The organism is Flaviflexus massiliensis (assembly GCF_001375495.1).
Classification (GTDB): domain Bacteria; phylum Actinomycetota; class Actinomycetes; order Actinomycetales; family Actinomycetaceae; genus Flaviflexus; species Flaviflexus massiliensis.
The window spans coordinates 837,055-849,656 of sequence record NZ_LN831058.1; the positions used below are offsets into that span (position 1 = coordinate 837,055).

19 protein-coding genes are annotated in these 12,602 nt (G+C 59.4%); all 19 read left to right on the forward strand.

Going from position 1 to position 12,602, the window contains the following annotated elements; genetic code table 11:
• Positions 1-530 precede the first annotated feature (530 nt).
• Positions 531-1,067 (forward strand): hypothetical protein, encoded by a 537-nt coding sequence (locus tag BN1241_RS07790; protein ID WP_054953078.1) that lies wholly within the window; start codon positions 531-533, stop codon positions 1,065-1,067.
• A gap of 268 nt (positions 1,068-1,335) precedes the next feature.
• Positions 1,336-1,641 (forward strand): HNH endonuclease, encoded by a 306-nt coding sequence (locus BN1241_RS13610; protein ID WP_077138325.1) that lies wholly within the window; start codon positions 1,336-1,338, stop codon positions 1,639-1,641.
• Between the two features lie 352 nt (positions 1,642-1,993).
• Positions 1,994-2,539, forward strand: a complete 546-nt coding sequence (locus BN1241_RS07800) for a DNA primase (protein ID WP_147599341.1) — start codon at positions 1,994-1,996, stop codon at positions 2,537-2,539.
• A 113-nt stretch (positions 2,540-2,652) separates the two neighbouring features.
• A complete protein-coding gene (locus BN1241_RS07805; RefSeq protein ID WP_054953080.1) occupies positions 2,653-3,021 on the forward strand; it encodes a phage terminase small subunit in 369 nt (122 codons plus the stop codon).
• 208 nt (positions 3,022-3,229) lie between these two features.
• Positions 3,230-4,780, forward strand: coding sequence for a hypothetical protein (locus BN1241_RS07810; protein WP_222704422.1), 1,551 nt, complete (start codon positions 3,230-3,232; stop codon positions 4,778-4,780).
• A 22-nt stretch (positions 4,781-4,802) separates the two neighbouring features.
• Positions 4,803-6,404, forward strand: coding sequence for a phage portal protein (locus tag BN1241_RS07815; RefSeq protein WP_054953082.1), 1,602 nt, complete (start codon positions 4,803-4,805; stop codon positions 6,402-6,404).
• Positions 6,405-6,415: 11 nt separating this feature from the next.
• Entirely contained in the window at positions 6,416-7,153 is a 738-nt protein-coding gene (locus tag BN1241_RS07820; RefSeq protein ID WP_452124449.1) for a VG15 protein, read from the forward strand.
• Positions 7,154-7,251: 98 nt separating this feature from the next.
• Positions 7,252-7,770 carry a hypothetical protein gene (locus BN1241_RS07825; RefSeq protein ID WP_054953084.1) on the forward strand — a complete coding sequence of 173 codons (519 nt, stop codon included), beginning with the start codon at positions 7,252-7,254 and terminating at the stop codon, positions 7,768-7,770.
• 37 nt (positions 7,771-7,807) lie between these two features.
• Positions 7,808-8,149, forward strand: coding sequence for a hypothetical protein (locus BN1241_RS07830; RefSeq protein WP_054953085.1), 342 nt, complete (start codon positions 7,808-7,810; stop codon positions 8,147-8,149).
• Positions 8,150-8,152: 3 nt separating this feature from the next.
• Positions 8,153-9,121, forward strand: coding sequence for a major capsid protein (locus BN1241_RS07835; protein ID WP_054953086.1), 969 nt, complete (start codon positions 8,153-8,155; stop codon positions 9,119-9,121).
• 73 nt (positions 9,122-9,194) lie between these two features.
• Positions 9,195-9,383 (forward strand): hypothetical protein, encoded by a 189-nt coding sequence (locus tag BN1241_RS07840; RefSeq protein WP_054953087.1) that lies wholly within the window; start codon positions 9,195-9,197, stop codon positions 9,381-9,383.
• Between the two features lie 12 nt (positions 9,384-9,395).
• Complete coding sequence (locus BN1241_RS07845; protein ID WP_054953088.1) at positions 9,396-9,827, forward strand: hypothetical protein; 432 nt, start codon at positions 9,396-9,398, stop codon at positions 9,825-9,827.
• Positions 9,806-10,186: a hypothetical protein gene (locus tag BN1241_RS07850; protein WP_054953089.1), complete on the forward strand. Its 381-nt coding sequence runs from the start codon at positions 9,806-9,808 to the stop codon at positions 10,184-10,186. The genes BN1241_RS07845 and BN1241_RS07850 overlap by 22 nt, the downstream gene beginning before the upstream one ends.
• Entirely contained in the window at positions 10,173-10,472 is a 300-nt protein-coding gene (locus tag BN1241_RS07855; protein ID WP_054953090.1) for a hypothetical protein, read from the forward strand. The genes BN1241_RS07850 and BN1241_RS07855 overlap by 14 nt, the downstream gene beginning before the upstream one ends.
• Positions 10,472-10,852 (forward strand): hypothetical protein, encoded by a 381-nt coding sequence (locus BN1241_RS07860; protein WP_054953091.1) that lies wholly within the window; start codon positions 10,472-10,474, stop codon positions 10,850-10,852. Before BN1241_RS07855 ends, BN1241_RS07860 begins: the two co-directional genes overlap by 1 nt.
• A 9-nt stretch (positions 10,853-10,861) precedes the next feature.
• Complete coding sequence (locus tag BN1241_RS07865) at positions 10,862-11,524, forward strand: hypothetical protein (protein ID WP_054953092.1); 663 nt, start codon at positions 10,862-10,864, stop codon at positions 11,522-11,524.
• A 95-nt stretch (positions 11,525-11,619) separates the two neighbouring features.
• Complete coding sequence (locus BN1241_RS12850; protein WP_154665181.1) at positions 11,620-11,775, forward strand: hypothetical protein; 156 nt, start codon at positions 11,620-11,622, stop codon at positions 11,773-11,775.
• A gap of 27 nt (positions 11,776-11,802) precedes the next feature.
• On the forward strand, positions 11,803-12,153 hold the full coding sequence (locus tag BN1241_RS07870) for a hypothetical protein (protein ID WP_054953093.1): 351 nt from the start codon (positions 11,803-11,805) through the stop codon (positions 12,151-12,153).
• Between the two features lie 56 nt (positions 12,154-12,209).
• Positions 12,210-12,584, forward strand: coding sequence for a hypothetical protein (locus tag BN1241_RS07875; protein WP_054953094.1), 375 nt, complete (start codon positions 12,210-12,212; stop codon positions 12,582-12,584).
• Positions 12,585-12,602: the final 18 nt, after the last annotated feature.

The window sequence follows — 12,602 nt, forward strand, 5'->3', positions numbered from 1 at the left end:
GCCAGATTTTCAACTTGAGTCATGGAAAGTACATTCCAAGGTGATCACACGAGTCATGGGTGGCGGTGAGATTCGCCGGAACGTTATTGATGCCGTCTATTTCGTCAATGGCCAAAGACTCGGGTGTAACAACAAGATCACCGAGCTCCCCATGAACGCAACGCGAAAGCAAGTAGAAGCGGAATTGAAGCAGCACTTAGGAATCGCTGACTGAGAACACGAGGGTGGAAGCGTCACAAACAGTGAAGATCGCTTCCTCCCTCGCATATGGATACCGGACTAATTCTCCGCCATAGTCTCCTCATTCCTTCGACCAAATCTGGGACATTTTGGGTTCCCGCAGACCCAAAACTCCTGCGTAGCTGAGCCGCTACCAGGCTCCTCCATTGAAGCCTCACCAACCAGAACTCGCTTTAGTCTCATAGGCTTTTTGCATCCTTGACAACGCCTACCCAAAACATTCTCCATCCACTCAAAAGCAAACCAATCGAATCAATGTTTGCCTACACGAAATTTAATACACTCAGCACATGAACACTAGAAACCTCACGACTATACTTGGCGCATTAGCCCTCACGCTTTCCGCCTGCAGTGGAGACAGCTCGCCAGACGGAACCCCTCTCGGTGAACCATACGCAGTCACTTACAACGACACACCGTTCGAAATTACTCTCGACAACATCGAGTGTGGACTGACCGAAGCCACTAAAGAGACCCGGACCATCAGCATCGGCGCATCAGGCAGCAGTGACAAGATGGTCGAAGAAACCTTTACTGCTGCTCCCGGCAACCAATACTGCCGATTCGAAGCCACCGCCACCAACCTCGGCACTGCTCCCGCATGGGCGCAATACATTCGACAGGCCCAGGTCGACGGGAAGATCTTCGATAACCATGACACGAACGACCTGAACGCCGTTACCGACGGGCCGCCGCCTTGGGAACACCTCCAGCCCGGGTCGTCGGCCACCATCACCCAATGGCTCGAACTCCCCGAAGGAGACGTGGAGGCACTGATTTATCCCCCCGGGGATGATTCTCAAGCCCACCCCCCCCCCCCCCCATAACCCCCCCCGGGGGGTTCACCAGCCCCCCCCATACACGAAGCCCGGCCCCACCCCTCACTTTACCCCCACCCCCCGCTGGTGACACCCCGCCCCGCCCGGGTGGCGGCCCGCGGGGGAGGATTCTCAACCCCCCCCCCCCCTCGTCAAATACCCCCCCCCGGTGGGTTCCCCACCCCCCTCCATCCACGAGCCCCGGCCCCCCCCATCACTTAACGCCCACCCCAGCATGTGAGCACCCCTGCAGTCCATGAGGAGGCCCGCCGTGTCAATGAGCCCCCGCCGGACAAACGGCCGCGCCCAGCAAAACTTCTCACGCATCGTGCTCGCACGAGCGAACGGCCGCTGCGAAGTCCAAGGCCCAAACTGCCAAGGTCGAGCCGTCGAGGCAGACCACATCATTCCACTCATGGATGGCGGCTCACACGACCCAGAGAACGGCAGGGCAGTCTGTCGTCCGTGCCACAGAACCTTCACAGACAAACAAATCTTTCAAGCAAAGAATGCGTGGCGACGAAAGCCCATTGCGCATCCCGCAGACACCGCGCCCCAAGGTCTCTACACTGGGCTGGATTAAAGGCGTCGGTGTGACAAGCGTGTTTCCCGCTCACTTCCATGACGGACCAGGCATTTTCCTCTCCCGTGACGCTGCCCACCCCCGATACCCCTCCCCCGCCCCAAGCCCGGCCCTCTAACTGCATAGGGCCTCCCCGGCTGTATATTTTCCGAACCTCTCTCACGCGCGCGAAGAGAATGGCCCTGAGCGCTCCTGTGTGGCGTCGTGTGGGCCGATCTCATTCTTGGGGTGGGCAACCTACTGCTGGATTTTGCTGGGTTCTTGAATTCGCCCCTTAATTGGGTTGCCATCTTTTCCGGCTAGTATTCGTTGTTATGTCGCTATTTAACCGTAAACAGGCTAGAATAATGGTATGAGAATTTGCGGTCATTGCGGTAAGTCGATTGCCGGGAAGCGTGCGAACGCGGTCTGGTGCTCCACTTCTTGCCGTGTCATGGGCGCGCGAGCGAGGAAGGCTCTGCCGGCCGAGATGACGAGCAGTCCACGGTGGGTCCGGTTCGCGCTGCGTCCCCGTAAGAATGGGAAGCTCGCGAAGGTCCCGATACAGCTGAACGGCCAGAATGCGTCCTCCACCAACCCCGCCACCTGGAGCACCTACGAAGCGACGAAAGCTTCGACCGTGGGTGATGGACTCGGTTGGGTTCTCGGTGACGGGATCGGCTGCTTGGATCTCGATAATTGTTTTGATGAGAACGGCACACTGTCAGATTTTGCGCGCTCGGTGATCGCGGAGCATGAGCAGCAGGTGGTTCTGATTGAACGGTCGCTGTCCGGACGTGGCGTTCATATTTTCTTGCCGATGGCACCTGGTGCTGGTCGGCGGTCCGAGCGGATTGAAGTTTATCCTCCCGACAGTGGTCGGTTTATTGCGGTGACAGGAGACAGGCTCCGCATCTAGTTTTGTGAAGGTGGTGGTTAGCGTTGGCTCTTCCTGGTAGGAAACCACCCCAAGCCGGTGATGCACCCAGGCATCGAGTTGAACCTGTCCATGATTGGACGGAGGTCCCGGATGTGCCATTCGCAGGTCCGTGGCCGGTCGATCTTCCCGAGGGTCGTGTGATTGTCACGAAGGACGGCCCGATCGATGTCAGCTTGCAACCTGAAACACGGGCGTGGTGGGAAACCATCAAGACCATGCCTCACGCGGTGTTGTGGACGGAGTCGGATTGGCAGTTCGCGAAGGCAACCGCAATCGTCGCTGATATGGGGTTTTGTGGTGGCGTTGGTGCGATGACTGAGTTGCGTCAGCGTGAGAAAACTTTGGGTACAACGCACGAGGCTCGTATGGGTTTGAGGATTCGCTATGTTGACCCTATTGGGGGTGAGGAACGCGGGAAGCTTGCGGAGGTGAGGACGATTGACGGTATCGCCGATCTCTGAAATTCTTCCCGGCTACCGTGTCGACCCGGAGTCTGGTGCGCTGGTTACGTTGCCGTGGCCTTCTAGGCCGTCTGCGAAGGTGAGGCTTGCGAAGAATTCGCTTGGTCCGGGGATTATTGATTGGGCTGAGGGCCGAACAAACGAGCCCGGCCTAACGCATTATCTGACTGGTGCTCCGTGGAGATTCACGCCTGGACAAAAACGTTTTTTGATCATGTGGTATGCCTTCGACGAGACTGGCAGGTTCGTTTACCGGTCTGGTGTGAAGCGTGGGGCGAAAGGGACTGGTAAGGATCCGTTTGCGGCGGCAATGATGCTGATCGAGTTCATTGGCCCGTCCCAGCTGGTGTGGGATGCCCGGCTGGGCTGGACGGGTGTCAGGCATCGGATGCCGCTTGTCCAGGTGGGTGCGAACTCGGAAGCACAGGCTAAGGACACGATGAGGATCGCGAACTCGATGCTTTCGAAAGAGGCTCGCCGTTATTACGAGGTTGACTGTGGTGAGACTGCTACGAAGTTGCAGGATGGTACTGGTGGCCGCATGGAAGTGTTGACGTGGTCGGAGGGTTCAACGGAGGGTGACCCTGCAACTTTCATTGCGTTGAATGAGTCGCATCATATGACCGGTTCAGGTGGGCATGCGATCGCGGCGGTTGCCCGTCGTAACGTTGGCAAGTCTCCTCGTGAGTTGCAAGCGCGCCTGGTTGAGTTCACTAATGCTCACCGTCGTGGTGGAGATTCGGCTGCGGAGCGGTCATTTGAGGCGTGGCAGAAGCAGGTTTCAAATAAGGCGCTTTTGCAAGACATTTTGTATGACTCGATCGAGGCGGATCCGCGGTTGCGGATTCATGTGCCGGATGAATTGAAGCTCGGTATCGAGCAGGCCTATAGTGACGCTCCTTGGGCGGATACGGAACGTTTGCAGGCAGAAGCGCTAGATGCGCGCACCTCGGCTGGTGACACGATCCGGTTCTATTTCAACGGTTTGGCAGCGGCTGAGGATGCGTGGGTCGATCCAGGCAAGGTCGACGGATTGATGATGGAGGACGCGGTTCTTGAGGACCGTGAGGCGATCGCGATCTTCGCGGACCTTTCCAAATCTGAGGATTCGACTGCTGTAGTCGCTTGCCGCCTATCGGATTCGGCGTTCTTTGTTCTTGGCGTCTGGCAGAAACCGCATGGTGATCGCGGTAAGACGTGGCTTGCTCCTCGTGATGAGGTGAAGGCCGCGATCCTTGAAGCTGATGAGCGGTATCGTGTCGTGTGGCTGGGTGTGGACCCGTCACCGGCTGAGGATGATGCGACAGAAGCCCTTTATTGGCAGGAAATGTTAGACGAACTGCATCAGCACTTTTCAAAGAAATTGAAGGTGTGGGCCACTCCGGGACGTGGTGGTTCTTCCATTCTTTTCGATATGAGGATGTCTCAGACCGGGGGAAAGTCCCGCAATGAGGAGTTCACGAAGACAGCGATGCTTGTTGCGACTCTGATTGATGAATCAGATCCTTCGAATGGTGTCATTCCATTCACGTTGGAAGCGAACCCTATTTTGCGTCGGCATATGCACAATGCGAAGCGCCGACCGAATTTGTGGGGGTTCACTCTGGGGAAAGAGACGCGGGATTCTCCCCGGAAGGTGGATCTTGCAGTTTGTGTTGTCGGGGCTCGGCTTGGCCGTGACCGGGCTTTGAATTCGGGCAAGGTGAAGTCTGGTCGGAAGCGGCGGACGGCGCGTCGTCGTACCGCAATTTTCGCGTGATGGAGAGGGAGGGGCGGTTCTTATGGCTGAGTTCCTGACAGATGACGAGGCCGCTATCCTCGACGGGCTGCGGGCGAAGATCGCTAGGTTTGAGGGTAGGAATAGGCTCCGCCGGAACTATTTCGAAGGTGAAGAGCTGCTCGTGAATCTGGGTTTCTCTATTCCTGAGGGGATGGAGTCTTTCCAGTCGGTGCTGGGGTGGCCCAGGAAAGCGGTTTCGGTGTTCGCGTCGCGGTTGCAGCCTGCGGGGTTCACGTCGGGGCGTGCCGAGGATGGTCTTGTCGAGGACATTGAGGACATGCTCGCGGGGTCGATGTTCGAGATGCTGGAGCGTCTCGCGATCGAAGCGGCCTGCCGCTATGGTGTGAGCTTTGTGTTCACGACGCGTGGGGACACGTCGATTGGTGAACCTGAGATTGTTGCTTCTGTCCGGTCGGCTCGGACCGCAACTGTAGACATGGATTTCCGGACGTGGAGGGTGAAGTCCGCCCTCGAAGTGACCGGGCCGCGCTCCTATAACCTTTATCTGCCTTATGAGGTTCTGATGATTGAGCGTAAGGGCGGGCGGTGGATTAAGGAGACCATTCCGACCGGGACGCCGCTTGTGCAGTGCGCTCCTTATGTTCAGGGTGCGATTATCGGCAAGGAGCTCGGGCAGTCGCGGATCACGCGGCCGCTGATGAAGTTTACTGACGCCGGTGTGCGCACGCTCCTCCGTCAGGAAGTGTCTGCCGAGTTCTATTCGGCGCCCCGTCAGGCACTGTTGGGTGCGGACGATTCCATGTTCATGGACGAGAATGGGCGGGTTCGTCCGGGCTGGCTCTCCATCTTGGGTGGCATTTGGGGTATCCCGGATGCGCTCGGTGAGGATGATGAGCCGGATCCGGATCTGCGGCCTGAGTTTAAGAATTTCCCGCAAATGTCGATGCAGCCGTTCTCGGATCAGTTCCGGATGATTGCTCAGCAGGTGTCGGGCGAAACATCTATTCCGCCCAGTTATTTGGGTGTGGTTGCTGATTCTAATCCGACGTCGGCGCAGGCGATTTTCGCGAACGAGATTGACCTGATTAACGAGGTGAAGTCGCAGTGGCCGTCGTTCAATCTTGGGCGGTTGCAGTTGGCGAAGAACGTGTTCCATTTGTGGAACCAGGGTCGGGTGTCGGATGTTGAGTCGTTGGCTTTGGGCCGGTTGAAGTCGCGTTGGGTTGATCCTCGCACCAGGTCAGTGCAGGAACAGTCACAGTTCGTGGCGCAACAGGTTTCGAGCGGGAACTTCCAGCCCGGATCGGAGACGACTCTTCGTCAGCTCCCGATCGATCCCGATGACATCGAGCTGTTCGCATCTGAGGCGCGCCGCGGCTCTGGCCTGTCGATCCTGTCCGAGATCGCCAACGGCGAGAATGTCGGACCGGCTGAAGGCGCTGGATCAATTCTTGAGGATCCGGTGAAGGAAGCGAACGCGATGAAGGCGAAACTTGACGCCCTCGGCGTCGGGGTCCGCGCGGGCGCAACCTTTGACTCGTTGAAGCTCCTTCTTGGGCTCGACGGTGTCGAGAACTCGGGCGCAGTCCCAGTGATGCTGCGGATGCCTGAGAGCGAGGCCGCAGCCTACGAAGGCGGTTGACCGTGAGTGAGGTGACGCAGGCCCAGCTCTGGCAGGTCCGACGATTGGACGAGGCGTTAAAGGTCGCGATCCGTCGTGACCTTCAAACAGTCTGGGCCTCTGTTTCCGGGAGGTCGCCGGACACGATCAAAGCCGTCCTCGTGGAAGCGGTGCCAGACATTATCAACAAGTACGGGTCGATGTCGGCGTCGATCGCGGCGGAGTGGTTTGAGGAGCTCATCGGCGAGGCCGCATTCATCCCAGACCTCTACAGCCCCGACGCCTACATAGCGTCGACCAGGTGGGCAATCAGTCCGCTCTACCGCGAGCAGGACTCCCCCGCTGAGGCGTTCTCACATCTCGTAGTCGCCTCCGAGCGGCACATGAAGAACTATGGTCGTCGCGTCCTGGACGAATCGGTGAGCCGCACTCCGGGCGTTTTCTATGCGCGGGTGCCGTCCGGGCCGACGACATGCGAGTTCTGTCTCGTGATGGCATCACGCGGCCCGGTCTACACGAACCGGACGACAGCGAAATACCGTGCTCGTGACGGCGGCAAGTACCACGATTCGTGCGATTGCCAGGCGGTGCCGATGCGTGGACGGTGGATCGGCGACCCCCAACATCCGCGTGGATACCGCTGGGAAGGCGATCAGGTCGCAGGCTACCGGTTCGACGACCTTTACGAACAGAACTACAAGCCGTTCCACCAATCAGGCGACCAGGTGGAGCAGGTCGCGGCACGGATGAGAGCCGCCCGCAAGGCCTGACCGGACCAACAAGTTTCACCCCTTGCCGTTATTGGTGTTGGGGGTGTTTGACGTGTCTCCGCACGGAGACCAGCCCGCACGGGATGAAAGGAAACACCATGACAGAAAGCACAGCAACCCTGACTGAGGAAACAACGTCGGCGATCAATGAAGCAACGGCAGCAGGCGCCAACTCCGAGAGCGGAAAGCCCGAGGAGAACACCGTCGAGGCCGGCAACCAGGCCTCGGATCTCGACGCGTGGAAGGCCGCTTCCCGCAAGTGGGAGGACCGTGCGAAGGCGAACAAGGCGGAACTGGAGCAGGTGACTGCTGACAGGGCGAAGGATCTGGAAAGGATCACGAGCCTTGAAGCTGAACTTTCTGCGCTCCGCGAGTCTCAGGCGGACATGCTCCGTGAGACGGTGGCCGCTGTGAAGGGGGTTCCCGCGCACCGGATCACTGGTTCGACGCGGGAAGAGCTCGAAGCGGACGCTGAAAAGTTCCTCGAAGAACTCAAGACTACGCGCCCGCTCGGCTACGTCCCGACTGCGGGAACTGGTGGGGAATCGTCTGTTGCATCTGTCGTTTCGGGCCGTGAGAGGGCTCGTGAAGCACTTGGCAAAAGCCAGAGTGCCTAATTATTCAAATTTTTGTTAGTTTCCTGAGGAGGAAATTATGGCTCTGGGAGTCACTTCTGAAACCGTGGCGGGCGGGAACCTTTCTTGGCTCGGCTCGCGTCACGGTGTAGCTAATGCGAGGACGGGGACGCTGAAGACGTCCGCGTTCACTGACAAGCACGTGCCGTCAGGTACGCCCGTGTCGGTCGACACCGACGGGCTCTATGTCCCTTACACGGACGGTGCCCTGACTGGGTTCGTTATCAATGACAGCAATGTTGAGGGCGGTGATGAGCCGGTCGCGATCCTCGATCACGGACGAATCCGGGTCGCGAACCTCCCGGTCGAGTTCACTGTCCCTGCGAACGCTGGCGCGTTCATTTTCGTTGAGGAGGCCTAAACCATGAGACTGTGGACTGACCTTATTAACCCGGCTGACCTGACCGGTTACGCACGCGAAATCGCCGACACCTACGACGCATCGGCTCTCTCGATTCTCATGCCGACTGCGACTGTGGATGACGTTGTGTTCTCGTGGGATGTGGACACGCTAGAGTCCCTCGTCGCCGAATACCGTGCGTTCGATGCGGAGACGTCGATCGGTGACGGTGGGGCGATGGAGCGGAAGACCGCTGAACTCGCACCCCTCGGCCGCAAAACCAGGTTCGGCGAGTACGAGCGTCTTCGCCGTCGTAACGCGGGCGTGGATTCATTCCAGGTTGCCGCGGACAAGAAGGCTGAGGCGCTCGCGAAGGGCGTGATCGACCGGATCAACCTGCTCCGCGGTGAAGCGCTCGTCAACGGCGGTTACACCATTAATGAGAATGGCTTTAAGCAGACGGTTGATTTCGGTCGCCATGCGGATCTGACGGTGACTGCTGCGACCCTGTGGGACGTTGGCGGTGACCCGCTGACCGACATTGCGGCATGGGTTGAGATCTTCGAAACTCATGCTGGGACGACGCCGACACACATGATCGCTTCGGCGAAGACGGCGCTGGCTCTGCGTCAGACGATCACCCCTGAGGGTGGAGTCCGCACCGCGTCGCTCGCGGACGTGAACGACGAGCTGGGTGCGAACGGACTCCCGCAGCTCGCGGTCGTGTCCGGTCGTGTCGCCGGTCAGCGGATCCTCCCTGAGGACAAGCTCGTCATGGGTGTTGCCGGGATGACCGGTGGCACTATCTTCGGTACGACCGTTGAGGCTGACGATCCCCGCTATGCGCTTGATGGTGGGGAGCTTCCCGGCATCGTCGTGGGCGCTTACCAGGAGGACGATCCTGCGACCGTGTGGATCAGGTCGGCTGCGATTGGCCTGCCGATTCTGGCGAACCCGTCCATGTCGCTGTCGGCGACGACGGTTTCGGCCTAGTGGGCTGGGTGGTGGCTGGTGGCGCGATTGGGTGTCCGCCAGCCACTGCCTGCTGCTTCGAGAGGAGTTTCTTATGGCGAAGATTCGTGGCGACCTGAAGGGCGTCGTGATTATCGGGGGTAAAACGTATCGGGCCGGAGACATTGTCCCGGCCGGCGTCACGGTCGGTGACCACGTTGTGGAGGCGGTTAAAGATGGTAAGGCTTCCAAAGGTTCTGCTCGAACTGCGAAGAAGCCTGCACCTGACCCGGCCGTCGAATAGGAGGTGCCAGCCGTGGAGCCTCTCGCAACACCACAGGACATCCGTGATAGGTGGTTCTCGCGGACCACGAAGCTCACGCTGACTGACGAGCAGCTGCGGACCGTGATCGGGGACGTGGAGGATGTCGTCCTTCAAGAGTTCCCAAACATTCGTGAGGACATTGATGAGGTGACTTTGCCAGCCCGGCGGGTTACTCGTGTTGTCGCCCGGATCGCGATCCGATTCTTGAAGAACCCGGACGGCTGGAGGCAGATCCAGGCCACAACAGGGTCAATGTCGCAGTCCGGGACGATCGCCGGTGACTATCCTGGCGAAATCTATTTGACGGCAGCGGACCGTGACGAACTAACTCCGATCATCCCAGACAACGGGCAGGGAGGGCGTGGTCGTGCGTTCACGATCATGCCTCAGGGGAGGCAGCCATGTTCGACCCGCTGGGTCTGATCCCAGATGAATGGAAAACGGATGTGGTTCGTGTCGTAGATGGTGGGCGTGACTCGTCCGGGAACTGGGTTGAAGGCATCACGGTGACGGTTTCGGACTGTGTCATAGCTCCGGGGACGACGATCGAGGATGGCCGGTTCTCGGATATCACCACGTCAACGATCCGGCTCTTCGCACCCCTCGACGAGGCAGCTTATGACCCTCCAGGCGGTGCGGGGTGGTCGTCGGGCGACACGGTGATCACCCCTGAAACGTCGATGATCCCTGGCAGGTGGCAGGTGGACGGGAAACCAGTCCGCTGGCCCGCTGGCTGGGAGATCAAGCTGTCAGGGGAAGGAGGCCGAAATGGCTCAATATAAGCCTGACCATGCCGGCGTGGCTGAGTGGGCGCAGTCCCAAGAGATGCTCGATCTGCTGATGGAGCGTGCCGAGGATGGGAAACGGGCCGCTGAAGCCGCGTCGGGTCGTTGGCCGGACTACCAGGCGTCGTTCCAGACGGGGTCGGGTACTGCGCCTGTGGGTCGTCGTCACGAGACACGTGCCGCCGCACTCCTGATCAACACTCACCCGTCTGCGGGCCGTATCGAGTGGAACCACAACATCATGAACAACGCGGTCGCCGCCATCGAATCTGGCGGTGGCTGATGGCACGTTTCCCGAACACGGCGAAAGCCGTCATAACCCTCTTTGAGCCACTGGCCCCCACGGTCCGGTGGCTCACCTCATTAGACCGGCTCCCCATCGTCCACGTCCACGCCCTCTCCAAACCGGGCCAAGTGGAATCGTGGGAGCGGCAAGACCGGATCAAGGTCGACATTTATGACCGTGACTACGACGACGCCGAAGAGCTTGCCGAACGGCTGCGGGACCAGGTCGCTGGCAGGTCGCACGGCACCCCGCACGGGTTCCTCGACCACGTGTGGATCGAGGTCGAACCCTATCCCGTCAATTATCCGGTCGAGTCCATTATCCAATTCACTTTCACGATCCGCGTGGATGTCCGCGCAACCAACAAAATCACCTAGGAGGGTGTCATGTCTCAGACTTTCGCTGAGCTGAAGAATCAGGCGGACGACACGAGTCAGGTCCGCAAAGTACTCGAAGGGGTAGCGTTCCTCGCCCCCCTCGACGCGCCAATCATCGAGTCGCTGACTGACACGGATGGGAACCTGAAGGAACTTCCGGAAGGTTACTGGCCCGTCGGTGTTGTGTCGACGGACGGTTATACGTTCGGGTCCGAGACGAACGTGGAGGACGTTGAGGGCTTCGGTTATGGTTCGCCGGTGCGCAGGGACATTGTTTCTGCGACGAAGTCGGTAACGTTCACGGCCCTCGAATCATTCCGGAAGAACGTCCTCGCGCTCGCCTATTCGATGAATCTGGATGCGGTGGAGCAGGCTGTGTCGGGTGAGGTCATGTTCGACCGTCCCGTGCTGCCGGAGAAGCAGTTCTACCGCCTGATCGTGATCGGCAAGGACGGTTCCGGCGCTCACGAGTACTTCCGCGCGAAGCACTACCCGCGCGTCTACTCGACCTCAATTCCTGAGGAGGCGTGGGGGACGGGTCCGGTGCAGTTCGCGATCGAACTGTCTGTCGAGCCGGACAAGGAGATCGGTACTGATCTTCGCGAGTTCATCGCCGGGCCTGGCGCGAAGGCTGACGCTTCGGTGCTCGGCTTCGTTCAGAGCACGCCCTAAACAGACCGGTGTGGCGCGGGGCTTCCTTTCCTTTCGACCGCGCCACACCTCCACCCCACGCAAAGGAGAACCCTGTCTTGAGAGAAGGAAAAACAATGGTTGAGAAGAAGTTCCGACTGCAGAAGGGTGACCACATCGTCACCACGTCCCTCGCATCGGAAGCAGTGCGGCTGCGGGCCGCAGGCTACAAGGACGTGCGCAAGCCCGGCCCGAAACCGGCCGACACAAAACCCGCTGATACCAAGAAGTAACAGAACACGAATCGAAAGGAAACGTTGATGTCTGACCAGGTTAAGATCACGGAGACCCTCGCGAAGCTCGACAAAGAGATCACGGGCGGGGAACCCTATGTTCTCGGCGTGCCGGGGAATAAGCGGCTGACGTTCGAGGACTTCACATCCTGGAGCGGGGAGCGGGCACAGGTCGCGGAAGATCTCATTAACATCGCGACCGGCGTGACCGATGCACCGATGGATGAGTTCGCGCGGAAGTGGCTCACAGCGAAGGACTTCGAGACGTGGAAGGGACTGGGGCTGTCGTTCCGGCAGAAGGCGACGATCCTGAAGCAGGCCAGTGAGCATGTGCTGAAGGACATGAGCCCGGGGGAATCCGCCGCCTCGTCCAGCTGATCCAGCGGTACGAGGCAGAAATACGGGCCGACCTAGCCGAGGTTTATCGCCTCGATTTGGCGGCCCTCATTCATGCCCGCCGCTTCCGGCACACCCTCGATCTGATCGATCAGCTGCCGAAAACGTCCCGGCTGAAAGTCGCGATCGTGAACGACGACGAACTGTTCGAGGACATCCCCCTCCCCGAGGAGGGGGAGCTGGAAGACACGGGCCCGGACTTGGCCGAGTGGGACATGACCGTGGAGATGCTCGCCAGTGTTTATGACGCGTTGAATACGTTGATTGCGGTCACGATCCAAGTCAACTCCGAGAAGAAGCGTCCGTTCCCGAAGCCTTTGCCGCGTCCGCAGACGGCGATTGACAGGGCTAGGGAGCGACGTCGGAAGGCTGCGCAGGAGGAGATCCTCTCGATCTTCGCGCCCGGCAGATAGAACGCATCATTTTTGAAT

What these genes read in the sequence shown, in the direction of transcription:
- BN1241_RS12850 (WP_154665181.1), top strand. Translation starts at nt 11,620, where the DNA reads ATGGTTGAGAAGAAGTTCCGACTGCAGAAGGGTGACCACATCGTCACC.
- BN1241_RS07830 (WP_054953085.1), top strand. Translation starts at nt 7,808, where the DNA reads ATGGCTCTGGGAGTCACTTCTGAAACCGTGGCGGGCGGGAACCTTTCT.
- BN1241_RS13610 (WP_077138325.1), top strand. Translation starts at nt 1,336, where the DNA reads ATGAGCCCCCGCCGGACAAACGGCCGCGCCCAGCAAAACTTCTCACGC.
- BN1241_RS07850 (WP_054953089.1), top strand. Translation starts at nt 9,806, where the DNA reads ATGTTCGACCCGCTGGGTCTGATCCCAGATGAATGGAAAACGGATGTG.
- BN1241_RS07855 (WP_054953090.1), top strand. Translation starts at nt 10,173, where the DNA reads ATGGCTCAATATAAGCCTGACCATGCCGGCGTGGCTGAGTGGGCGCAG.
- BN1241_RS07825 (WP_054953084.1), top strand. Translation starts at nt 7,252, where the DNA reads ATGACAGAAAGCACAGCAACCCTGACTGAGGAAACAACGTCGGCGATC.
- BN1241_RS07835 (WP_054953086.1), top strand. Translation starts at nt 8,153, where the DNA reads ATGAGACTGTGGACTGACCTTATTAACCCGGCTGACCTGACCGGTTAC.
- BN1241_RS07800 (WP_147599341.1), top strand. Translation starts at nt 1,994, where the DNA reads ATGAGAATTTGCGGTCATTGCGGTAAGTCGATTGCCGGGAAGCGTGCG.
- BN1241_RS07790 (WP_054953078.1), top strand. Translation starts at nt 531, where the DNA reads ATGAACACTAGAAACCTCACGACTATACTTGGCGCATTAGCCCTCACG.
- BN1241_RS07840 (WP_054953087.1), top strand. Translation starts at nt 9,195, where the DNA reads ATGGCGAAGATTCGTGGCGACCTGAAGGGCGTCGTGATTATCGGGGGT.
- BN1241_RS07815 (WP_054953082.1), top strand. Translation starts at nt 4,803, where the DNA reads ATGGCTGAGTTCCTGACAGATGACGAGGCCGCTATCCTCGACGGGCTG.
- BN1241_RS07860 (WP_054953091.1), top strand. Translation starts at nt 10,472, where the DNA reads ATGGCACGTTTCCCGAACACGGCGAAAGCCGTCATAACCCTCTTTGAG.
- BN1241_RS07865 (WP_054953092.1), top strand. Translation starts at nt 10,862, where the DNA reads ATGTCTCAGACTTTCGCTGAGCTGAAGAATCAGGCGGACGACACGAGT.
- BN1241_RS07870 (WP_054953093.1), top strand. Translation starts at nt 11,803, where the DNA reads ATGTCTGACCAGGTTAAGATCACGGAGACCCTCGCGAAGCTCGACAAA.